At 42.2% G+C, this 23,556-nt stretch carries 14 protein-coding genes; 8 read left to right on the top strand and 6 right to left on the bottom strand.

Annotation, left to right across the window (positions count from 1 at the left end; translation table 11 throughout):
- Positions 1–162: 162 nt before the first annotated feature.
- The 6 genes from CAL7507_RS28050 (at position 163) to CAL7507_RS28075 (ending at position 7,032) form a co-directional block, all read left to right on the top strand.
- Positions 163–1,536, top strand: a complete 1,374-nt coding sequence (locus CAL7507_RS28050; protein WP_015131867.1) for a hypothetical protein — start codon at positions 163–165, stop codon at positions 1,534–1,536.
- Positions 1,537–1,747: 211 nt separating this feature from the next.
- Entirely contained in the window at positions 1,748–3,307 is a 1,560-nt protein-coding gene (locus CAL7507_RS28055; RefSeq protein WP_015131868.1) for a hypothetical protein, read from the top strand.
- Between the two features lie 682 nt (positions 3,308–3,989).
- A complete protein-coding gene (locus CAL7507_RS28060) occupies positions 3,990–4,529 on the top strand; it encodes a hypothetical protein (protein ID WP_015131869.1) in 540 nt (179 codons plus the stop codon).
- Positions 4,530–4,966: 437 nt separating this feature from the next.
- Positions 4,967–5,506, top strand: a complete 540-nt coding sequence (locus tag CAL7507_RS28065; RefSeq protein WP_236556827.1) for a hypothetical protein — start codon at positions 4,967–4,969, stop codon at positions 5,504–5,506.
- Between the two features lie 109 nt (positions 5,507–5,615).
- Complete coding sequence (locus CAL7507_RS28070) at positions 5,616–6,080, top strand: hypothetical protein (protein ID WP_015131871.1); 465 nt, start codon at positions 5,616–5,618, stop codon at positions 6,078–6,080.
- Positions 6,081–6,210: 130 nt separating this feature from the next.
- Positions 6,211–7,032, top strand: a complete 822-nt coding sequence (locus CAL7507_RS28075) for a hypothetical protein (RefSeq protein WP_015131872.1) — start codon at positions 6,211–6,213, stop codon at positions 7,030–7,032.
- A 74-nt stretch (positions 7,033–7,106) separates the two neighbouring features.
- On the opposite strand, the gene CAL7507_RS28080 is transcribed toward CAL7507_RS28075, so the two are convergent.
- The 4 genes from CAL7507_RS28080 to CAL7507_RS28095 form a co-directional block, all read right to left on the bottom strand.
- Complete coding sequence (locus CAL7507_RS28080; protein WP_015131873.1) at positions 7,107–11,153, bottom strand: amino acid adenylation domain-containing protein; 4,047 nt, start codon at positions 11,151–11,153, stop codon at positions 7,107–7,109.
- A 702-nt stretch (positions 11,154–11,855) separates the two neighbouring features.
- A complete protein-coding gene (locus CAL7507_RS28085) occupies positions 11,856–14,138 on the bottom strand; it encodes a response regulator (RefSeq protein ID WP_015131874.1) in 2,283 nt (760 codons plus the stop codon).
- 5 nt (positions 14,139–14,143) lie between these two features.
- A complete protein-coding gene (locus CAL7507_RS28090) occupies positions 14,144–14,569 on the bottom strand; it encodes a response regulator (RefSeq protein WP_369750952.1) in 426 nt (141 codons plus the stop codon).
- Between the two features lie 26 nt (positions 14,570–14,595).
- On the bottom strand, positions 14,596–16,761 hold the full coding sequence (locus CAL7507_RS28095) for a GAF domain-containing protein (RefSeq protein ID WP_015131876.1): 2,166 nt from the start codon (positions 16,759–16,761) through the stop codon (positions 14,596–14,598).
- Positions 16,762–18,029: 1,268 nt separating this feature from the next.
- On the opposite strand from CAL7507_RS28095, the gene CAL7507_RS30290 reads away from it, so the two are divergent.
- Entirely contained in the window at positions 18,030–20,234 is a 2,205-nt protein-coding gene (locus CAL7507_RS30290) for a beta-propeller fold lactonase family protein (RefSeq protein WP_015131878.1), read from the top strand.
- Between the two features lie 120 nt (positions 20,235–20,354).
- On the opposite strand, the gene CAL7507_RS28105 is transcribed toward CAL7507_RS30290, so the two are convergent.
- On the bottom strand, positions 20,355–21,260 hold the full coding sequence (locus tag CAL7507_RS28105) for a shikimate dehydrogenase (protein ID WP_015131879.1): 906 nt from the start codon (positions 21,258–21,260) through the stop codon (positions 20,355–20,357).
- Between the two features lie 68 nt (positions 21,261–21,328).
- Between CAL7507_RS28105 and CAL7507_RS28110 the strand changes: the two genes are divergently transcribed.
- The gene (locus CAL7507_RS28110) at positions 21,329–22,264 is read left to right on the top strand and encodes an alpha/beta fold hydrolase (RefSeq protein WP_015131880.1); all 936 of its coding nucleotides are present in this window, start codon (positions 21,329–21,331) and stop codon (positions 22,262–22,264) included.
- Between the two features lie 78 nt (positions 22,265–22,342).
- Here CAL7507_RS28110 and CAL7507_RS28115 read toward each other — a convergent pair whose 3' ends face one another.
- Positions 22,343–23,071 (bottom strand): hypothetical protein, encoded by a 729-nt coding sequence (locus CAL7507_RS28115; RefSeq protein WP_015131881.1) that lies wholly within the window; start codon positions 23,069–23,071, stop codon positions 22,343–22,345.
- Between the last annotated feature and the right edge of the window lie 485 nt (positions 23,072–23,556).

A 23,556-nucleotide genomic window follows, 5' to 3' on the forward strand; every position in this document is an offset into this window, starting at 1 on the left:
ACCCTCGTGCGCGGGTTTCCCGCGTTGAGAGGAGTGGCGTTGGGCAGTGCCCACCACATCCAGGGTTTGGTGGGCACTGCCCACCCTACAGATACTTAGTCGGGTGCAATTGATAACTGATAACTAATAACTAATAACTGATAACTGATAACTGATAAAAGTATGGCAATTAATGAAGCCGAAATCATGCAGGCGGTGTATGATTTATTGTTCTCTCCTGTGACAACCAAAGCCCCAGGAGTTCCGTCACAAATAGGACTGGAGAAATGCTTTCTCACTCTGCAAAAGCCAGGTTTGCCGATAGACCCTACAGATTACCAAAATCTCTGGAGTCCAGGTAACAAAAATAGTGATGATTTAGCGACTAAACGTTTTTCTGATTTAGTCAACCAAGCACCTGCCTTGGCAGAAATCCATCAGCTTAACGGTCATCTAATCTCTAATATCTATCAGCAAATTCTCCATGCACAAGTTGTTCCTCAAAATCCAACCGCTGAGGAAAGACATGCTTATAAGGAAGCAGAGAATTTCTTATTCAAAGAGGTAATTGTCACCGATGAAGTCACACATAAGAAGGTGACAAGAAAAGTTGATTCAATCGCCTATCGAAACTATAAGCAAGCGAAAGCAAATTATGTGAAAGCATCGGCAGATTATCAGGCCCAATATCTTGAATATATGAAAACTCCTGAAGGACGGCAGAGATGGCCTTTAGTGGGGATATCATACCGGACTTTTGTGGATATTGCTTGGAATAATTTTCAGGCGGCGGAAGCAACTCGTGTGGAAGATGCGCTTCTGACTCTAGAACAAGCGGCTGGTTCTCAACTGGCGCGAGTGTTCAAAGATGCAAATCAACAATTTATTGGCTACCAAAGACCTGATCCTACATCTGATGGCAACTTGTTTGCTGCAAGTTACGCCATCCCGTCAAATTGGTGTGATTTTAGTCAAGATTGGGTCAAAGTATCTTTTTATGCTGAAACTTCACAAACACAGATTCAGAGCGATCGCACTCAAGTTGAGTTTAACCTCAAAGACGACGCGGTTGATCTTTGGTCAATCCAACAAAATGAATCTGAACAAAGGTATACAATCGACGCCACCACCCAAAATCTCAGCATCCAGTTTGAATATATCCTGGTAAAAATTGAGCGTCCTTGGCTACGGTATGATTTATTCAGTTTGCCAGACTGGAGTGTGAAAAACCTGACAGCGGGTGCTTATTCTAACGGCACGAAAACCGAGCAGGAAAATAGCCTATTACCACTCATACCTCAATCTTTTATTGCCATCCGCAACTTGCAAATCACAGCTAACTGGGGTGAACAAGATATGCAGCGCATCAAGTTAGTCACAAGCAACGCTGCAACAACAGAATTTGGCCCGTTCTTGCTCAGTTGTCAAAATACTAATGCTCAATCTGGAGGCTTCAAATCTACATTTGCTGGTGAAACTATCACTACTCTAGGAATCCAAATCATGGGATGGATTAACACAATCACGCCTTTTTCACCTCCCGGATGTGGACTGTAAAAATACACTTTTGCAAAAATGCCTCAGCACAAAAAAGATTATTTTGGGGATGTTATACCTTGTATATAAATGCTTTTTTGTCTCACGCTTAGACGGAAAAAATAACACAAAAATGAGGATATATAGGACTAATATTTGATTTTTGAATATGTAGGGTGGGCATTGCCCACCCTACACAATATTTATTTACTATAGAAGGAGTTATATAGTTATGCCAATTGATCAAGCTGCTCTGATTAGGGCAATTTATGATACTATTTTCGCTGCCTATACCCAGCCGCCGTCACCGGGTTTACCTGCCGCCAATCAGCCAGAAAGCCTATTTCTCAGCTTAGAATGGCCTGGACAACAGCTTGATCCTAGCCAATTTAGTAATCCTTGGTCGCCACAAAATTTACAAGGTTCACCTCTGGCTACTGAGTTTTTTGCCAATTTAGTCAATGCGATTCCGGTACTTTCAGCTACTTATTTGGATTCGGGTATTACGGTAGAGGAAATGTACAACAATCTGTTGTTACTCATAACTATTGATCCACTACCGAATGGAGAACCAAATCCACTGAAGAGCGTTTTTTTGAATGCTAGAAAGACCTTCGATTTTTCACAATTAGCTAGTTCAATTGATCCGGGATTAAGTTTCCATCCTTCTTATGCAACGCCGGGTAATTGGTATGATGCAGAAGCCTCGAAATCCTGGGCAAAGGTGACGATTCGTTCTGCTGATTTGAAAACAACAAATAATTCTGCTTTCAATCAAGCAGGTGGAACGAAGCAAGCCGCATCTGGGGTATGGAAAGTATCAGCTAAGACAGTTACTAAAATCGATTCAGAACAGATCAAGCGATTCCAACGGACTTTGCCTGCAGATCCGGCTGTGCGATCGCAAATCCAATCTCGAGTAAAATTGCCCAGTATTGACGTGGTGAATAGTCTGCCAACCAACTCGCAGCCACAGTTAGACTATCTAGCAGCGCAGGAAGTTTATGATAATGCTGTCGCTAACCTGAACGCAAATCGGTTTCAATATGACCTGTCTAATCCCACCCAAAAACAAGAGTGGGACAAAATTGCTGGTAATTTAGAAGCCGCTGTGCAATCAGCTTGGGGCAAACTCCAGCGGCTTTCTCCAGTTGATCTAGAGGTTGTCAGAGCAGGTGGGATCATCAAAACGAAATTACCAAATCTGCCCAATGTGGAGAATCTAGAAAGCAGATTAGCTGTCAACTCTCTGACTTTAGAGCCTAATCGTCCGCCAATAAAAATCCGCCCACCCCTAAAGCAAGCACCTTTGAATTACGAAACACTCAAGCGGTATTTGCAAATTAAGGATGACAGCTTAGACCAGGAAACGAGCGATTTGCAGATATCCTTCCGATTTTGTCGAGTGGCGATTCGCCGACCTTGGTTGACGATGTCGTTGTTGAAATTGAAGGGCTGGAAATTAGCATCCCAAGAAGCAGGAAGCTTATCTACAGGACGCATTGACAATAATCCCGGCTTATTTCCGCTGCTGCCCACGGCATTTATTGCGATTCGTGATTTAGAGATTCGCGGTACTTGGGGTAAAAAGGATCAGGCGATCGCTCAAATGGCTGCCTCCGGCTCAGGAACCGTCGGCTTTGGCCCCTTTGCCTTGAATGGTCGTTACGGTACTGACCAAGCAGGAGCTACCTACACAGCTAAATTTGACGGGCAAACCCTGTCTGCACCAGGGTTACAAATTCTAGGTTGGATTAATCAGGTAGTGCCATACAGTCCACCGTTGTCTTAGTGACAGAGTTCTGGGGAATAGGGGAGCGATCGCTTTTGAAAAATCTTTTTACCTTTTTTCATAAATAAATTTAGGAGCCATTTACCATACTCAGTACTGAGTGCTGAGTCCTGAGTGCTGAGTAAATTAACGGGTACTCAGTACTTTTGCACTTGGTAAATGCCCCGCCCGATGTTAAGCGGAATCTTTTAATACAGGAGTTGGTTGATACCCCACCCCTCTCCTGTCGGAGACACGCAAGGGACGTGGGTGGTCTTTTTAACTCAGCACTCAGCACTCGGAACTCAGCACTCTTCATTTGGACGGGTTCCCATTCAGATGCGGTACAAAATTATATCGCCAGATGTCGGGGCACGGCAGTACCGTGCCCTTACTGGTGTACCTCATTTAACCGAGAATTGCTATAGCCATATTTTATGAATAAATGCAAAAACATTATCCAACCTACTTCCATAATTTTATTTGAATATTAAGTTTTGAGCTATTTGCAATCATATCTATTTACCCTGAGTAAACTATGAATAGAGGCTCATATAACTTGAATAGTAACTAAGGTGAATTACCTGATTTTTTATCCAAAAAGTTGTTAGGTATTTAGGGATGAAAAAGTTTTATTACCGAAATAATTAAGCAAGTTACAAAAGCCCAAAAGCAAGAGTTTAACTCTTAATGGCTAAAAGTTATGAAAAACACAATTTTCCACAAAGTTGCTGCTGTAGCGATAGGATCACTCTTCGCTTTCTCAGGTACAGCATTTGCAAGTACATATAAAATTGGAGAAATAACCCATGCAACTAAATTGGGTAACTCCGAGATCCTTGTTGCTCAACGTCGTCCAATTCGTCATCGAGGTCCTCTAAGAGACGTACCAGTGTTCTCAAAATCGGTAGCCGTTGCAGAAACTGCATTAGGGAACGCCTACGCTGCTGCTCAATCAGACGCTATCGGTGGACCGAGGAAAAGCGCTTTGGCTGAGTCGATTGCTAAAGCCACATCTTTGCTTGGGAATGCTACTGCCCTTTCTGGTTCAACCGCTATAAGTGACAAAAAAGCAGTTGCTACATCGCTATCCGAAGCAGAAACAGTTCTTGGTGATGCTTTGGCCATAGCGCAATCCGATGCTGTTAGTGGTCCTGGCAAACCAGCTATTGCGAAATCACTAGCCAGTGCAAAAACTGCTGTGGGTAACGCAACTGCTATTGCTACAAGCAGTGCTCAATAAGGTTCATCAGTGACTATACGGTTCGATTAACCTCCGTTGTCGTCTGGGAAAAGGGTAATATCAATTCGTCATTACGAAAGTTGAACAGAATCTAGTGGTCTGTCACAAAAGTTTTGAGAGGTTTGTAGTAAGCACTTTAGTGCTGAAAAAATCAAGGACTAAAGTCCTTACTACAAACACACATGACCATCAAAATTAATGGAACAGAATCTAGGTTTCTAAGTTTGAATTTGTTGCCGAATTTTAGAGAATTGGTATAAGAGGTGAATTTAAACCTTTCCCCTTTTCCCCTTAACCGAACCGTATTCATTAACGTATTTTAAGATGAAGAGATAGTTGGATTGAAGAGCGACTTCTGTCAACACAATTCAATCTAGTAGGCTTTATTTTCATAGGAGGCTGGGAGAGGGTGCGCGGAACCCCTGAGTTCAGAAAAGATGGGCGCACCCTCTCAGTTTTTGAATCAGGAGATGAGCAAGATGAAAAACGATCGCTTTAGTAAAGTAACTGCTTTAGTGATGGGCTTGCTGGTAATTTTCTCCGGTCAGGCATTCTCATTCTCATCTAATAACAAAGAGTTAATCAATGGGGATGCCTCGGGTAACTCCGAGTTCGTTATCACACAAGAGAAGATATCAGTAGCTATTGCCGTTGCTGTTGCGGTGAAGGTATTGAATCGGACAGTCAGTGTAGTTGAAACAGTGGCAAAGAGCGTACCAGTAAAAGTTCGACCAGAGTACAGATATATCGTCTTACCGAGGCTTCAACAGGCCCAACAATCGATGGCTAGAGCGCAAAGTTCAGCACAGAAAGGGGATAACGCCCAAGTAGCTACGGCAGTATCTGAAGCAGTATCTTTCATGGGTGAGGCTGCTGCTCACGCCGAAGCAGATGCTGGTTCTGTGCAAGCAATAACTAAAGCTATGGTTAAAGCCAATGAAGCCATAGCGGTAGCTCAAGCCCAAACTAAAAGTTAAGCTCTCTAGCTAATAGCTGACAACTGAGAAAATGTTCTCGGGTTGGTCATTGACCGACTCAAGAACATTCCGCTGACAAAATAAGATTTTATCGATTACCTGAATAGTTATGAAAATTTCACTGTTTTTTGCAGTCTGTGCAGCTTTCATAGTTGCAGGGAACGCAGATGTAGTGCAGAGTTTTATCCCTAATAATCAAAGTGACATGAATAGCATCACAGCCATTAATATCCGAAATTCTCGCAGTTCATCTGATTACCAAGAAAGTGCTATTAGTCTCAGTGCAGAAAATCTGAGTCGTCCACACATCCTCAGCATTAATACTTCAGGCTCTCAATTAGAAGGTAAGATCATCTTCAATGGCAAAGTTATTAAACAAATTCGTGCCAAGAGAACCTATATTAATCTATCGCCCTATCTCTCTGTGGGAGAACACACAGTGAAAATTGCTGCCCGTTATTCTCCTGCATCATCTTCAGTAAATTTGGAATTTAGGGGGCCCGGTATCGATGTGACTCAGGCAAGTAGTGGTAATGGAGTATTAAACTATACTCTTAATGTAAGTGTTTATTAGTTGAATTAGCGATCGCTATACTCAATACTGCGTGAGGTCAATAAAAGTGACTAACTTTTGCTCTGACTAAATATGATAAAATAACCCAAAATATTTAAGCAATACTAAATACTAAGTAAAAATAAATATTATGGATACTGTAATCTGGTTCTTACTTATTTTATCTCTCTTAGTATTTATTATTGGTTTAATTAATCCTCAATGGGTAGTTTTCAGAGGAGAAAAAAGTAGAGGTAGAACCGCAAGAATTTATGGAATTTTTATTTTGCTTTGTATTTTTATTGCCCTAGTTCTAATATCAATAAAATCTCATCAGTTTGATAATACGCAATCTAGTCCTGCGAAAATACCTTCTATATCTCCTAGTTCTCAGCCTAATGACTATACTAATCTTCTAGAACTGGCTGCTAAAAAACTTAGACCTGGGCAAATTGCCTTTACTGTTCCTCAAGAAATGCAGGTTGAAAAGGATGAATTAGTGAAAGCGCGTATCAGCGATGACTTGCAGAACGATCTGAAAGCAGGACTTAGTGGAAATCCCCAAACTGCTCCCATTAAAGTAAGCGACTTTATGGAAGCTAACCTAACAGGGCAGAACTTTACTATCAAACCTATAACTAAAGAAAATCAGGTTTTATTAAAAGGACAAGTAACTGAATGGCGGTGGAGTGTAACTCCTACTGATCAAGGTGAACAAACACTTTCTCTGATTGTTTCCGCCCGCATTAAAATTCCGAATCAAACAGAAGAATCAATACAGCTAGAAGTTTTGGATCGCAGTATCAAAGTCGCAGTTAATCCCAACTATTGGTTCAGTCAAAATTGGCAGTGGATTGTTGAGAATTGGAGTACAATCATGGCAATTTTGACTGGATCTTCTGTTTTTATTCTGGCTAGATGGCAATGGATTAAGAATTTAATTCAAAATCAATTTAACAAGAAAATGCCTTAGTTTGGGGGCATCTGTCATCAAAAAAGCGAACAGGAAATTGAGAAGCCCATTATTCCGTAGGGGTAATTCATGAATTACCCTTGTGCCTGTTCTAAGCAAACAATTAATTTTTCGGCTAAAGTCTGCACACTTGGTTCTCCCAGCATACCTAGATGTGTACCAGGAACTTCGTGAATCTCCACTCCTTTTTTAGCCATGCCATTCCAGCCTCTACAGGGTTGGAACTGACACCATCTCAACACTTCTTTGGTAGTAAATAATGTTACTTTACCGGCGTAGGGTTGTGGTAAATAATCTGCCATTGTGGCTTGCTTGAGAGCTTCTATTAATACCATGTTGTAAGGGTTGGCATCTTCAGCAAAAGAGTGTTCATTCCACAAGTCGAATTTGCTGCTTGGTTTCCCGGTTAACATGGATTTAAACCAATCTACTTTGGCGAAAAAATAGTTCCATCTATCTGGCGATCGCAGTCGCAAGAAAGTCAGTAAGTAGACATAAAGTGTCCGTACTAGGGAAGGATGATTGATATACAAACTGGGGCTATATGTATCAAACATGGCTAGTAAAGCCACGCGATCGCCTTGGGCAACTAACTGACGCGCCATTTCAAAAGCAACTGTCCCGCCACTAGAGAAACCACCCAACATATAGGGGCCGTGCGGTTGAACAGTGCGAATTTCTTGGATGTAGTGAGATGCCATATCTTCAACTCTAGTGTGGGGAGCTTGTTTACCATCAAGTCCTTGTGCTTGTAACCCATACACTGGTTGTTCTGAACCTAGGTAACGGACTAGAGTTTGGTAGCCAATAACATTACCTCCCAGGGCATGGATCAAGAATAAAGGACGTTTGGCATTGCTACTTGGCTGAATTGTCACCAGAGAAGACCAAGAAGCTGATTGGTGAGATTGGCTGAGAATGCTAGCTAACTGTTCTATTGTGGGAGCTTGAAACAAGGTCGCTAGGGGAAGTTTTTGACCAAATTTCTTTTCGATTTGTGTAAATAATTTTACCGCTAGTAGCGAATTTCCGCCCAAATCAAAGAAATGATCGCTGATGCCAATTGACTCAATACCTAAAACCGCTGACCAAATTTGCGCTAACTCAATTTCTACGGTGTTCTTAGGCGCAACAAAGGCTTTTTCTAATTCTGATCGGGTTTGGTTGGGTATGGGCAAAGCGCGGCGGTCTACCTTACCATTGGGAGTCAGTGGGATGTGGGCGATCGCTACAAAAGCAGATGGAATCATATACTCTGGCAATTTCTCTTGGAGAAACCGCCGCAATTCATTCATCGTCGGTGTAGATTCACCATTTACCACGACATACGCCACCAATCGCTTATTTCCTGGCTCATCCTCTCTGGCTATCACTACAGTTTCCTGTACACAGTTGTGTTGTGTGAGTACACTCTCAATTTCTCCCAACTCGATGCGGAAACCGCGAATCTTCACCTGATGGTCAATCCGACCGAGGAATTCAATATTACCATCACTGAGATAGCGGGCTAAGTCTCCTGTCTTATATAGTCGTGCTTCTCTCTTGTCGCTAAAGGGATTGGGGATAAATTTTTGGGCTGTGAGTTCGGGTTGATTTAAATAGCCAGAGGCTAAACATTCTCCACCAATATGCAATTCCCCAGAAACACCAATTGGGCAGGGATTGAGGTAAGCATCAAGAATATAATATTCGGCGTTTTGGATGGGTTTGCCATAAGGAATACTCTTCCAATACGGCTCGACTTTGCCAATGGGATAATAATTAGACCAAACTGTGGCTTCCGTTGCTCCACCCAAACTAATTACCTCGACCCCTGGGAAGGTGGTTTTCAGTAAATCTGCGAGTGGCACAGGTATCCAATCACCACTCATAAATACTAGCCGCAATTGGGGATGGCAATTACTTTCGTGAACCATTGGGAAAAAAGTAGCCAGTTGTTGCAGTGCAGGCGGCGCAGAATCCCAGAATGTGATTGGCTCATGACAAAGAATGTCCAACAAAGCTTCTGGATCTCGGACATCATGACTAGCGACAACCCGAATCGAACCACCTGCAGCTAAAAGTCCGAAAATGTCATAGACTGACAGGTCAAAACACAAGGATGTGATAAATAAAACTCTGTCGTCAGCATTAACATTGAATGTTTTGTTCACCCACTCAATCAGGTTGATCACTGGTTGATGACGAACTACAACCCCCTTTGGTGTACCTGTAGAGCCAGAGGTAAAAATCACATAGGCAATATCATTTGAATTAGCAGATTTTGGTAAATTTTTTGTGGGCAGTAAATCTAGATAGGCACGATTCCACACCTGCTGATGTCCAACTTGCTGAACAGATTGAGTATGTGCGGATTGATCTAAACAGATTAGGTGTTGCAGTGCGATCAGTTCTAGCTCATAAATACTGGGTAAAAGGCAAGTTTGGGTGACTAGACAGTTAATTTGCCCAGAAGACAGCAGTAATTGAATGCGTGCTTTGGGGAAACTGGGTTCTAGTGGCACGTATGCACCTCCAGCTTTCAAAATCCCTAGGACAGCCGGAATCATTTCTAGCGATCGCTCTAAATATACAGCGACTAACACCCCTGGTTTGACACCCAGTTGCTGCAAGTGATGGGCTAACTGATTAGCTCTACAGTTCAAATCTTTATAGGTTAGTTGTTCCTCTCCACAAACAACGGCTATAGCGTCGGGTGTTTGCTCTACTTGAGCCTCAAAGAGTTGATGAATACAAAGTTGCTCTGCAAAATCTGCTTGTGTATGATTCCACTCGATCAACATTTGATGTTTTTCATCTGTCGTCAATAGTGGCAATTCTCCTAAATACTGCCAAGGATTAGTTGCCATACTGGACAACAAAGTCTGAAGATGTCCCAGCATCCGCCGGATTTTAGCATCGGCGAATTTTTTTTGGTCGTATTTGAGTTTCAATAACAGTTCTGACTCTGCATAACCAACCAATGTCAGAGGAAAGTTAGTTTGTTCTTCTAACTGGAATTCCAGGTTTTGCCATCTCCCACCCTGAGAACGTAAAGCTGAATTCAGTTCATAGTTTTCAAATACCAGGATGCTATCAAATAAGGAAGTTCCGCCGGGGACATCACTCCAGCGTTGAATTTTGACTAGGGGTGTATGTTCGTAGTCTCGCAAAGCCAACCACTGCGATCGCAATTCTCTCAGCCAAGTCAGCAGCGGTTTTTCCCCGGAAACGCTAACTCGAACTGGCAAGGTATTGATCAACAGTCCTACCATCGATTCCGCACCAGCTACGGAGGAATGACGACAGGCTCTGGTTGCACCAAAGACAACATCTGTTTCACCACTGTAACGACTGAGCAATAAAGCCCAAGCACCTTGTACTAAGGTATTCAGCGTGAGTTGATGTTGTTGTGCTAAAGACTGCAACATCGCCGTAGTTTTTTCTGAGAGTCGGATTGCTTGTTCGCCAAAACTGCCTTGCTCACGAGGAACTGAGTCTACTAATAAAGGTGTGGGTGCAGTCAAGCCTTTGAGCAAGTCCCGCCAAAAACTTTCAGCCTTATTCCAATCCTGTTGATGTAGCCAGGCGATATGATCTTGATAAGGATGTGGTTGTGGAAGTTGTAAGTCTTTTCCTTCGCAGAAAGCGTCATAAAGGGTGAATAATTCCTTGATGATGACTGACAAAGAACGACCATCTAGCAAGGCATGGTGAAAAGTCCAAATAAATTGGTAGACGGATTCTTGCAAGCGAAATAATGCTAGGCGCATCAATGGCGCATCATTTAGCTGAAAACCACGCCGGCGATCGCTTTGCAGATAGGCTTGCAATTTAGTTGATTGTTCTGTGTCAGACAGGTCACACCAATCTTGCTGTTCCAGGGGAATGATGACGTTTCGATGCACACGTTGTTGAGGTTCTCGTTCACTTTCCCAATCAAAACTAGTTCTCAAAACTGCGTGTCGGGCTACAACTGTCTGCCATGCTTGTTGAAATGCCAAAACATCAATTTTTTCATCTACTAAACAGATCATCTGCTCAATATCCACTCCCGAATTTTGAGCAACTAGATTGTTAAACAGCATTCCTTGCTGCATCGATGAAAGTTGATATAAATCTTTCGTAGCTACTATTTTCATTCTGTTTTTATAAAAATAATGAATGACTTAATAATTGGTTAAAATGCAACCATAGTGATTACAAAATTAAATCAGACTTTAATGTGAATTAAGTCTTGAAACTCTTGTGTTTTTATAGGTAGTCCCGAATGATATAGAAATTCGGTTTGATTGTTGAACATATTTAAGTAGTAGGTAGGGCAATGCCCACCACATCCAGGGTTTGGTGGGCATTGCCCAACGCCACTCCTCTCAACGCGGGAAACCCGCGCACGAGGGTGGCTCCCCTACGTATAGTTCAAAAATCAAATAGGAGTCCTATAATAGATTGCTAAGGATACATCAAATCTATCCACGAATTAGTCAATAAATTTTCTAGAATAGGCAGAGAACTTACGAAATTTATGGTAGTGCAGTTTCGATAAGCATCAATAGAATTTAGCAGGTAATATTTCCAATTTTGTATTATAAGAATAAAGAATTATCTACATTTTGCAAAGAAAATATAAAGCTATAATAGCTTTACCGTGATTTAAACTAATAAATTCGATATTTTTTGACCAGCGAAAAGTAAACAAAGCTAAAACCCTCTTTCCTCCTGTATTCTGGCTGGTTGTTGAGCGTAGCCGAAACACTGTCTCCTTCTTTATCCCAACGATAATTATTTACGCCCACCTACTTACAGTATTCAAACTGAGCGAAATGAACTTTTGACAGCAAGCCTTAATTAATTACCTTTTGCAAGGTTAGCAATAATTCATTAATGGTGTAAGGCTTTGCTAAAAGGGTAGTCACACCACTTTCGGCGATCGCTTCCAGCTTGTCACTCGACATTAGTCCGCTGCTGGCAATAATTTTTACCTTGGGATTGATTTTCTTTAAGGTACGGATAGCGGTTAAACCATCGAGGTTAGGCAACATCATATCCATGAGGACGACGCTGATTTGATTCATATTTGTCGCATAAAGTGCGATCGCTTCAATCCCATCACTAGCGATCAGGGCTTTGTAGTTATGTGTTTCTAGAGAAGTTTTAGTAATATCTTGAATGGCGGGTTCATCATCCACCACCAAAATCAGTTCTCCATGTCCTGTAAACACAGTTAAATCTTCTATAGTCAGCGTCTCCATGCCTTCGACGGCTGGTAAGTACACCTTAAATTGAGTTCCTACTCCCACTTCACTATACACATTCACAAAACCACCGTGGCTTTTGACAATGCCAATGATAGTAGAAAGTCCTAACCCTGTACCTTGTCCGACTTCCTTTGTCGTGAAGAATGGCTCGAAAATTCTATCTAATATTTCGTTGGGAATCCCCACGCCGGTATCAGAGACAGTAATCATTATATAATGCCCAACTTTAGCTTCTAAGTTCATCCGGGCATAATTTTCGTCAATAAACAGATTTTTCGCAGACATCCGCAATGTACCGCCATAGGGCATAGCATCACGAGCATTGACGCAGAGATTCATCAGTACTTGATGGAGTTGAGTCCCATCTCCAGAAACCATCCATAAGTTTTGCGATACATCGGTGTAGACTTGGATGGATTTGGGAAATGTTTCTTTGAGGACTTTGCTAACTTCGACAATTAGGTGTCTGATTTGTAAATTGATCCGCTTTCCTTCCACACCCCGTGCAAACGACAACACCTGTTTGACTAAATCAGCGCCGCGTTTAGCGTTGATTTCCAGAATTTCCAATAGATGCATAGTCCGCTCATCTGCATCGGGGAATTTTAGGGGTAGTAGCTGCGCTCCTGCTAAAATCGGGGTGAGGATATTGTTCAGGTCGTGAGCAATGCCACTAGCCAGAGTTCCGATGCTTTCCAGGCGTTGAGCGCGAAACAATTGTGCTTCTAGGCGTTTCTTCTCAGTAATATCTGTGTCAACGGTGAGAATTGATTTGGGGTGTCCTTGTTCGTCACGTACTAGACTCCAGCGACTAGCAACTAAAATTTCCTTACCAGTTTTGGTAACTTTAGCTAACTCACCCTGCCATTTACCCTTGTTGAGGACAGTCACAAAGGCGGTTTCCACTTCCTGGGGAATGTGTTCATCATATAAAAGATCGCTGGCATTGCTGCCTATAGCTTCCCCCATCTGCCAACCGTAGAGAGTTTCCGCCGCTTTATTCCAGAAGAGGATGCGATTTTGTAAATCTCGCACCAGAATGGCATCGGTGGTGAAATCTAGTAATGCTGCTTGTTCGCGGATTTTTTCTTCAGCTAATTTGCGATCGCGTAGTGCGGCTTGGCGATCGCTAATATCAATACAAGCACAGGTTATACCTACCACTGCTTGTGACTCATTTCGCAATGGCTCTACAGTTAAATCATAATAGCGATTTCCTTGTGCAGTTGTAATCGATAATTCATCTCGTGTACCGACACCAGTAGTCAACACTCCCAGTTTAATTACCGTTAGACGTTGGGCATCTTCAGCCGAAATCAGTTCCCAGTCTTGTTTGCCTAACATTTCTTCAGCCTTCAAGCCAAAACCGGGGTTATATACCCAGGTATAACGTAATTCCTCGTTTTGGTTAAAGACAAAGATGGGTGAGTTTTTTAAAGCTACCCGGAATCGTTCCTCACTACGTCGCAGTGCCACCTCTCCCCGTTGACGCTCGATCGCATAACGCATTGAACGTACCAGCAAATCACCTGTCACTTGCCCTTTGACTAAATAATCCTGCGCTCCTGCTTGCATGGCTCGCAAAGCCAAGGTTTCATCGTCCATACCCGTTAAGACGATAATAGGAATTGCTTTTGCTTGATGATGGGTTCTCACAAAGGTGTCTAACCCCTGGCTATCTGGCAATGAAAGGTCTAACAAAATCAAATCAAAGCTTTGGTTAACTAGATAGTTAAGTGCTTCATCTAGCCGCTGAGTGGGTATCAACTCCACCGTGACTGTGGTGACATCCCTTAAAAACTCTTGTAATAACAGAACATCACCAGGATTGTCTTCTACTAATAAAACTTTAATATTTTCTCCTGCCATGTTGATTACTCCGGTGGCAGCTTGACAATGGCAAACCAAAAGTTTTCTATAGAGCGCACAATTTTCACAAATTGATCGAAGTCAACTGGCTTAGTTATGTAGCAGTTGGCACATAAGTTATAGGCTTTCAGCACGTCTTCTTCAGCGTGGGAAGTCGTCAAGACAACAACGGGAATTCGCCGGAGATTTTCATCGGCTTTAATTTCTGCCAATACTTCTCGCCCATCTTTCCTAGGCAGGTTCAAATCCAACAGCACAATATCGGGATGGGCAGCTGCGGTATATTGTTCTTGTTTTCGCAAGAATGCCATAGCCTCTACCCCATCTTCGACTACGTTCAGGTGAATTGAAATTTTGCTATCTTCAAGGGCGATCCTTGTGAGCAGGGCATCGCCAGGATTGTCTTCTACTAACAAAACCTCAATAGGCATAATCGCTGCTCTAGTATTCACGATTGCTATCCTGCTTTATCTGGAATTGTAAAGTAAAAAATCGAGCCTTGACCCGGTTCCGACTCAACCCAGATACTACCGTGATGACGTTCGATAATTTTCTTGCAAATTGCTAGACCAATACCAGTACCTGGATACTTACTTCTACCATGTAAGCGCTGAAAAATCACAAAGATGCGTTCCGCATATTGAGTTTCTAAACCAATTCCATTATCGCGCACTGAGAATAACCATTCGGTTTCTGTCAGGTTGAGATTTGTATGTTTTTCATCTGGGGTGACTGTTCTCTTCACCGCGCCGATATGAATTTTGGGTGGTTCTTCCCGACTAAATTTGATGGCGTTACTGATGAAGTTTTGAAACACTTGCAGCATTTGGGTAGTATCAGCTCTTACTTGGGGTAAGGAGTCATGGGTGATTACTGCACCACTTTCTTTGATTGCTACTTGGAGATTAGCGATCGCCTTTGCTAAAACAGTCTGACAATCAACCAATACAAAGGGTTGTCCACGGGTACTGACGCGGGAATAGTTCAACAAATCGCTGATTAGTCTCTGCATCCGCCGCGCCCCGTCTACGGCGTAGCCAATGAATTCATCGGCGTTGGCATCTAGCTGATTTTTATACCTCCGCTCTAGTAGCTGTAAATAACTAGTCACCATCCGCAATGGTTCCTGTAAGTCATGGGAAGCCACGTAAGCAAACTGTTCTAACTCGGCGTTAGAACGGGCGAGTTCTTGGCGTTGGCGAGTTTCACGTTCCAACAGTTGTGCCTGGGATAAAGCAATGCCAATTTGGTTAGCTAACTGTTGCAATAACTCCAACTCAAAGCTTGTCCATTGTCGAGGGGAGGCACACTGATGGGCGATCAATAAGCCCCAAATGCTATCTCGCATGAGAATGGGCACTACTAAGTTAGCTTTGACACCAAACTGCTGGAGAAATTTTCGATAACAACCTTGGATATTGGCATCGGTAACATCTGCGATCGCACTGACTCTGCCCTGACGATATTTCTCTAAGTAGTTTTGCTGAAAACAGTGGTCAAGAATGTTTTGTCCTAGAACTACTGGCCAACCAGGCTGTACCGCCTCTTGCACCACTTTTCCCGAACCATCAGCCCAGAGTTGAAAAATCAAGACTCGATCAGCTTGCAGAAGTTTTTGCACTTCTGTAACTGTAGTTTGGAGGATTTCTTCCAGTTGTAATGATTCCCGAATTTTTAAGGTGATTTGGGCGAATAATTGCGATCGCTTATTTTGCCGTTTTAATTCTGCCTCTGCACACTGGCGATCAGTAATATCTTGCAGATAAACAGATAATCCTTCTGTGGCTGGATAGGCGTGAATTTCCCACCAGCGATCGCTTGATGGATAATATTCTGCAAATTCCACACTCATTTGTTTGGCGATCGCCCTGTGAAACTCACTATAGGATTTTGTACCAATTATTTCTGGAAACACTTCCCAAATACTATTACCCAATAACTCATGCTGAGTTTTCTGCAACACCCGTTCTGCTTGACTATTAACGTAGGTGAATCGCCATTCGCGATCTAACGCGAAAAAAGCATCAGTAATTCTTTCGAGAATCTTCGTAATGCGATTTCTTGATACTTCCGCCGCCGTCCTTACTGCTTGCTCATGCGTCATTAATTCCCCAGTAATCCGAGAAATCTCTACTACATTCAGCCTCAGTTCTAGTTGATCAATCACCAAGCGACTTAAAGCGACAACGGACTCTATTTGTTTTTGGCTGAGTTCCCGTGGCACTCTGTCAATTACACAGAGAGTTCCCAGCATATCACCCTTGGGTGTAATTAAGGGCACACCCACATAAAAACGCACATAAGGGTAGGATGTCACTACCGGATTTTGCGCCAATTTTTCATCAGCTAACGTATCAGGAACCACCACAACCTGACGTTGCTCCTGGCACAGGTAAGATAATCCCACATTCCGGGGCATTTCTGGTACATCTATACCTAGTTTGGCCTTAAACCACTGACGATTTTCGTCAATGAAATTCACCAAAACAATGGGAGCATCACAAATGAAGGCTGCTAACCGAGCCAAATTGTCGTAAGCTTCTTCCGGTTCAGTGTCCAGAATTTGATATTGGTGGAGGGCTTCCAGTCTAGCTGCTTCACCGTTAGAGGATACATGTTTCATATTAATTACGAAACCGACAATTTATTATTTTTAATCCTTGCAAATAAAACAGAGTCAAAATTAAATCAGTGAACAGTTATCATCGAACTGCTCAGTAACCACCCCGACTGTAGCAATATCTCACAGAGGGAACCCATCACTTTGAGGATACTGCTGGCGAATCAGGACTCAGACCCCTCAATGCTGATCCACACAGAACTCTCACACAGCCCGACATATCGCCCACACCCTAGAAGGGTGGGGCTACTGATACAAAGACTGCAACAGCAGGCTAGAGAAATTTAGCCTTGAAAAGCAAGGCTACCCTGCCTTAAGCCGCTGCGCGTCTATGTTTGATTAGCCGCACCCTTCTAGTAGTCTGTCAGGGTTGAAATGAGGGACTGTAGTGTGAGCGTCTCGCTCACGCGGGCTTTTCGGCCCGCACTACCAAAAACCCCTCAAAACAAAATTGACAAACCACTAGGGTGAAGGCGGGATTGTGGGATAAGCGAGGGGTCTGACACCCTATTCCCCAACAGCATCCTTTTAGAGGTGGAGGACTCTGGCTACCAACTGATAACTGATCAGCGACTGCGGCATTTAAGTTGCATATTTCATCGTGTAGACCGTTAACTGTCAACTGTCAACAGTCAACAAAAAAACGATTGATTGTGCAATGAATCAGCGTTTTAGCTTAACTGATAACTGTCTCTCAGATTATTCAGTCTATAACTTATTGGAGGAGTTTTTTTAGCTTTGTGTCAAAAAGCTACATATTAACTCTTAAAAATCGCATTTAAGGTACAACGCTACCAATGCGTTGTTTTGGCTTCATATACCTCGTTTTATGGCGTATTTTTATTTACCAGTATATTGCTGAAAACTCAGGATGCATTTACTCCCCATCCAATTGATAAACCTTTAAATAAGCTTGATTCATCAATAGCTCCTACAAAAATTATACTCGGAATTGGCAACAACTTCATCAATTGTTATCCGCAGGATGAAGTTAAATTTAATTTTCGGTGTAAGTACTTATTCTTATCAGTTCAAAGAGAACAAGAAAACCTAAATAAGTGTATTCACTCTAGGCAATTATTTGATTTCTTCATTAAGTTTGCATAGAGATTATGACTTATACCAATTTTGTCAAAAGAAGGCGACAGATAAATTCGTAGAGGCGGGGTTTACCCAACCTTGATGACAATCCATGTGTCGCCAAAATTTGACTCACTTTGAACAGGAATTGCCAATATATCTAGCAAAAAGCAGTATTAACAAATACAGTTATGACAGACAACATTCTGAATTTCATAGAATTTAAAAAAGACGGCATAGATGGTGTTGATGGACTTGCTGGTTCTTGGTCTGTAACTGTCAGCCCTGATGGCAAATTCCTTTATGCCGCTGGTTCTAAGGACTCAGCGGTAGCAGTATTTAAGCGGAATCCAGATACAGGCAAGTTGAGTTTTGTTGAAGTTCAAAAAGATGGTGTAGGGGGAGTTGATGGACTTAATTATGTCACCTCCGTCACTGTCAGCCCTGACGGTAAATTCCTCTATGCATCTGGATTTGGTGACTCAGCGGTAGCAGTATTTAAGCGGAATCCAGATACAGGCAAGTTGAGTTTTGTTGAAGTTCAAAAAAATAATGTAGGGGGTATTACTGGGCTTTTCAGCGTTGACTATGTCACCGTCAGCCCCGATAATAAATTTCTCTATACTGCTGCATATAATGACTCAGCGGTGGCAGTGTTTCAGCGGAATACAGATACAGGCCAACTAAGTTTTGTCGAAGTTAAAAAAAATGGCATAGCGGGTATCACTGGGCTGGGACAGGTCTCTTCCATCACTGTTAGTCCCGACAACAATTTCCTCTATACAACTGGATTAAATGACTCAGCAGTGGCGGTGTTTAAACGGGATGCAACCACAGGTAAGTTGAGTTTTGTCGAAGTTAAAAAAGACGGCGTAGGCGGTGTTGATGGACTTGGTGGTGTCTTCTCTGCCACCATCAGTCCCGATGGTCAATACCTCTATGCTGCTGGATATTATGACTCAGCAGTGGCGGTGTTTAAACGGGATAAAACCACAGGCAAGTTGAGTTTTGTCGAAGTTAAAAAAGATGGTGTAGGGGGTGTTGATGGGCTTGGTGGTGCGTTCTCTGTCACCATCAGCCCCGATGGTAAATATGTCTATGCAGCGGGACGCATTGACTCAGCAGTCGCGATGTTTGCACGGGATGCAAACACAGGTAAGTTGAGTTTCCTGAAAGTGCAAAAAGATGGCGTAGGCAGTGTTGACGGGCTGGCTGATGCCTACTCTGTCACCCTCAGCCCAGATGGTAAATACCTCTATGCGGCAGGACGAAATGACTCGGCGGTGGCAGTCTTTAATACCGCGCCCCAGAATGAGAATAATATTGCTCCGACTACTCTACTAGCAAAGTTGGCGATCGCTAATACTTTGTCTGAAAATGAGACTAATACAGCTACACTCACAAAGCTGGACACTGAGGACATCTTTACTATCAAAAATAACTTTGAAGATAGTAAAGCAAAACTCTCAGTTAAAATTCAAAGCAACACTGCTCAATTGGTGAATCAACTGTCTGTATTTACAGTTGATGATGCCCAAGGTACGATTGACGGTATCGTCCCTGGTGCAGTAGGCTACACAGAAAAGGCTCTCCAGCGTTCAAAGGTGATTTTCTCGCCAATTGCCAATTTGCCTGATGGTTTTAATCCTACTGACCTGACAAGCTTACTAGAGTTTGAGTCTGGGGCAAACCTCAGATTCTACTTGGTACGCAACAGCACTACTGAAGAGGTGCTGTCTGGAAAAACCCCCTTGTCTGATGTACTGTTTCTCAACGAGGGAGTTGCAGAAGATGACGGGTTCTCTCTTAACTTCCAGGATTTAGTAGTGAAAATTCAAGCCACAAATCAAGCATTACCTTTGGGTACAGGTTTACAAGGGCAGCAACAAGGTGAATTAATTGATTTACGGGGTGTGACACAATCAGTAACGGCTGAGTTCATTGTCAATAGAGAGGCTGCATACGACAACTTTGTCGGCTTCTATGCAGTAGCTGATGAGAACGGTGGTATTGATACTAATGGTGATGGTATCGCAGATGTTCTCGTTGGGCAGGCTGGTTACACCGAAGCTGCTGTGAGTCAGCGTGTTGCGGGTATTGACTTGACAGTGAATAACCAAGGTACAGCAACTTACACTGGCACTTTCGAGGCTGATTCTTTGTTTGCACCATTTATTATTGCTAATGGTAGACCCGATGCAATTCTTGATAGTGATCCCAACAACAATCCAGATGTTTACTTCTCTTTCTTAGGTGCTAACACTGATCAAGCATCTCACATTCGTTTATTGGGAAGTAACACCTTTGGTTTTGAAGACTTAGTCAATGGCGGGAACCAAGATTACAATGATTTCATTGTGCGGATTAACTTGAGTGTGAATAACCCCACTACCTGACATATTATACCATGTCCGGTGAAAGACTGATCATGAAGACTGCAAGGGAGCAGGGGGGAGAAAGAGTTTTCAGGTTTTTGCACAGATGCGGGATTCATAATTAATCAGCCGGACATGATATTACATGTCTAAACCTAGATGTTTTCGCAGCGCCTGACGCATAACATCTACAGGTATAGCCTCCCTTTGCAACCAGATTTTTAAAGCAGCTACTCCTTGTTGGACTAGCATTTCCAAGCCATCAATTGTAATTGCACCTTGTTTTTGTGCTTGTTGGAGAAATTGCGTTGGCTGAGGAATATAGATTAAATCGTAGGCGATCGCATTCGGTGATAAGCTTGACATCTCCTCTGCACTCAAAGGTGAATCATTAATTTTGGGATACATCCCTATCGGGGTTGTGTTTACGAGTAGGTCTGCTTGGGGAATCAGTTTGGGGAGTTCTAGCCATTCATGGACTTGCAAATTCTCATTTAGTGGCGAATTACTCCAACTATTGCGGAATGCTGTTAATTTCTCGTGGTTGCGCCCCACAATATGAATTTCTGCAAAACCCAACTGATGACAACCGGCTACAACTGCTCTCGCAGCACCGCCATTACCTAAAATTACTGCTATCTTCTGACTCCAATCTTGGTGATATGTTGTTTGCAAAGGGACGATAAATCCTTCTACATCCGTGTTTGTCCCTACCCATTGATTATTTTGGCGAGTAACAGTGTTAACAGCCCCTACAGATTGAGCAAGTGGTGAAATTTCTGAGAGTAGGGGTATAATTGCTTGCTTGTGAGGGATTGTCACATTAAAGCCGACAACTCCAACAGCAGCAAAACCTGCGATCGCTACTGCTAAATTCTGTGGTTCTATAGGAAAAGGGAGATAAACATAGTCTAGTCCCAGTTGGGCGATGTCTTCTACCATCTGCGCTAACGCTGCATTATGCATCAATGGCGACAGTGAATGTTCCACCGGATGCCCAATCACCCCTAAAATCTTAGTCTTGCCTGTAATTAATGGTTTTGTCATTTATCCCCCATTCCCCATTCCCAATACTAGCTACAATTATTAACAGCTACTTAACATTTCTTTAGAATATGCAGGCAACTACCGCCTCCTCTACAACCTCGCTTCCTGGTCAATATTGGCAGTGGCGAGGGCATAATGTTTACTATGTACGAGCCGGAGAGAAACAACCGCAACGTCCACCCTTGTTGTTGGTGCATGGCTTTGGAGCTTCTACAGACCACTGGCGCAAGAATATCACAGGACTAAATCAGGATTTCGAGGTATTTGCGATCGATTTATTAGGGTTTGGACGCTCCGCCAAGCCTAAGCTACAGTATAGCGGCGACTTATGGCGTGACCAACTCAATGATTTTATCAGTGAGGTGATTGGTCAAAAAACAGTATTAGCAGGTAACTCCCTTGGTGGCTATGCTTCCTTATGTGTTGCTGCACAACATCCTGATAGCACAGCGGGTTTAGTTTTGCTTAATAGTGCGGGACCTTTTAGCACTCCACAACCGACATCAGAACCGGAAGCTTTACAATCACAAATTCAGCCTCCCAAAGAATCCTCTGGATTACAGAAGCTACTGGGTAATAGTGTTAAGTGGATGTTTCAACAACCTTTAGCCCAATTTCTCTTATTTCAATATGTGCGACAACGTTGGGTGATTCGCCAAACCCTAGAAAAAGTTTATCTTGACAAGAGCGCAATTACAGACCAGTTAGTAGAAGAAATTTATCGTCCTGCTTACGACGCTGGTGCTTTAGATGTGTTTGTTTCAGTTTTTAGCACTCCTCAAGGAGAAAAAGTTGATGTGCTATTGAGGCAATTAACTTGTTCCTTATTACTATTATGGGGTGAAGCTGATCCTTGGATGAATTGTCGGGAACGTTCCCAAAAGTTCCGGCAATATTATCCGGAACTAAAAGAATATTTTCTCACGGCGGGTCATTGTCCCCACGATGAAGTACCGAATCAGGTAAACTCACTTTTACGTGATTGGGTATTGTCTATCAATTAGAGCAACCTCATTAAAATGTTTAAAAGCATAGATTCTCGACTTCTGAGAGAAGTCGGGAATCTGATTATTATCCCTAGTTCAATTTTGGGTTCCATCAAAAGTAGTTTTCTTAACTTCTTGCTCTAGTTGGTCGCTAATAATCTCAGTACCTATTTCCGGCTTATCCAAGTTGACTCTAACAAAATTTGTCTGGTCTTTTTCTGTAAATTTCTTGTCATTATCAGAGTCTTTGATAATTTTTAAGAAAATGGCATTTTGACTGGAGACAACAACCCAATTGATAATTTGGGTATTGTTTGGGGTAATTTGTTGGAGATTCTTACCTGATAAATCAGAGAGATAGCCAATAATGGCATCTCTTTCATTAAGTTTTTTATCTCCATTGGTATCTTGATCTAGAATTCTATACAACCAAAATCTTGTGTTTGGTTTACCCGCTGATTTTGTCTCCACTAAATCGAAAGAATTTATAATAGCTTTTTTATTTAATAAAAGATGAGTATCTCCATCTGGTTTATGGTAAAAAATAATGTTAGATAATTTACCATATTTAGTATCATAACGTGAAAGATTAAAGTTAGTTTCATCCTTTTTACGTGGTTCTGTGAGATTAACTGGAATCATCAAATAATCTGACTGTGCTTTAATGATTAAGTCACCATAATCTATCTCTGCCTCTGGCTGCGGCTTTTCAGTAGCATTTGCATTCGTTTGTTGTGTATTTCTAGCAAGTTTTGCATCACACGACAAAGAAATTATAGATATTATTGTAGCTAAAACAATTTTCTTTAAACAACTATTATTCATTATTGAAATCTCCCAGCTAAATATATTACTGTCTTATTTTATTCCCTGCTGGAAAATCTCCCAGATTCATGTTTGAGTATGTTGTAAGAAGGTGGGCGTAAATAAAGTTAATTAGTATACGCATAGCGTCTCCGAGAGGAGAGGGTCGTCATTTATCCTCACTTTTAAAGTTCTGATGCCTGCGGCAACCCCTCCGGTGTACGGAGGTTTCCTCCAATCAGACTTTGCACTTTGTCATTTATATAAAATAATCTCACTAATCAAGTATAAATTAAAAAAAGTAATATAAAAGCCGAAAACCTGGTCAGATGTGACCAGGTTCGCTCAAGTTTGGAGGTTTCAAATTTTTAGACGTGTTAACTAGTTGGAATCAACAAATAGGGTGGATATAACAACTAGTAAACTCAGCATTTTTTGTTTTTCCGCTTTGGGATTTGGCTTAATCTTTTTTGAAAAGATTGTGTGCCACTTTAAAATCATTATGC

Source organism: Calothrix sp. PCC 7507, assembly GCF_000316575.1.
GTDB lineage: Bacteria > Cyanobacteriota > Cyanobacteriia > Cyanobacteriales > Nostocaceae > Fortiea.

Bases quoted from the DNA above. Each gene is read 5' to 3' on its own strand.
- CAL7507_RS28050 (WP_015131867.1), top strand. From the start codon at position 163: ATGGCAATTAATGAAGCCGAAATCATGCAGGCGGTGTATGATTTATTG.
- CAL7507_RS28055 (WP_015131868.1), top strand. From the start codon at position 1,748: ATGCCAATTGATCAAGCTGCTCTGATTAGGGCAATTTATGATACTATT.
- CAL7507_RS28060 (WP_015131869.1), top strand. From the start codon at position 3,990: ATGAAAAACACAATTTTCCACAAAGTTGCTGCTGTAGCGATAGGATCA.
- CAL7507_RS28065 (WP_236556827.1), top strand. From the start codon at position 4,967: ATGGGCGCACCCTCTCAGTTTTTGAATCAGGAGATGAGCAAGATGAAA.
- CAL7507_RS28070 (WP_015131871.1), top strand. From the start codon at position 5,616: ATGAAAATTTCACTGTTTTTTGCAGTCTGTGCAGCTTTCATAGTTGCA.
- CAL7507_RS28075 (WP_015131872.1), top strand. From the start codon at position 6,211: ATGGATACTGTAATCTGGTTCTTACTTATTTTATCTCTCTTAGTATTT.
- CAL7507_RS28080 (WP_015131873.1), bottom strand. From the start codon at position 11,153: ATGAAAATAGTAGCTACGAAAGATTTATATCAACTTTCATCGATGCAG.
- CAL7507_RS28085 (WP_015131874.1), bottom strand. From the start codon at position 14,138: ATGGCAGGAGAAAATATTAAAGTTTTATTAGTAGAAGACAATCCTGGT.
- CAL7507_RS28090 (WP_369750952.1), bottom strand. From the start codon at position 14,569: ATGCCTATTGAGGTTTTGTTAGTAGAAGACAATCCTGGCGATGCCCTG.
- CAL7507_RS28095 (WP_015131876.1), bottom strand. From the start codon at position 16,761: ATGAAACATGTATCCTCTAACGGTGAAGCAGCTAGACTGGAAGCCCTC.
- CAL7507_RS30290 (WP_015131878.1), top strand. From the start codon at position 18,030: ATGACAGACAACATTCTGAATTTCATAGAATTTAAAAAAGACGGCATA.
- CAL7507_RS28105 (WP_015131879.1), bottom strand. From the start codon at position 21,260: ATGACAAAACCATTAATTACAGGCAAGACTAAGATTTTAGGGGTGATT.
- CAL7507_RS28110 (WP_015131880.1), top strand. From the start codon at position 21,329: ATGCAGGCAACTACCGCCTCCTCTACAACCTCGCTTCCTGGTCAATAT.
- CAL7507_RS28115 (WP_015131881.1), bottom strand. From the start codon at position 23,071: ATGAATAATAGTTGTTTAAAGAAAATTGTTTTAGCTACAATAATATCT.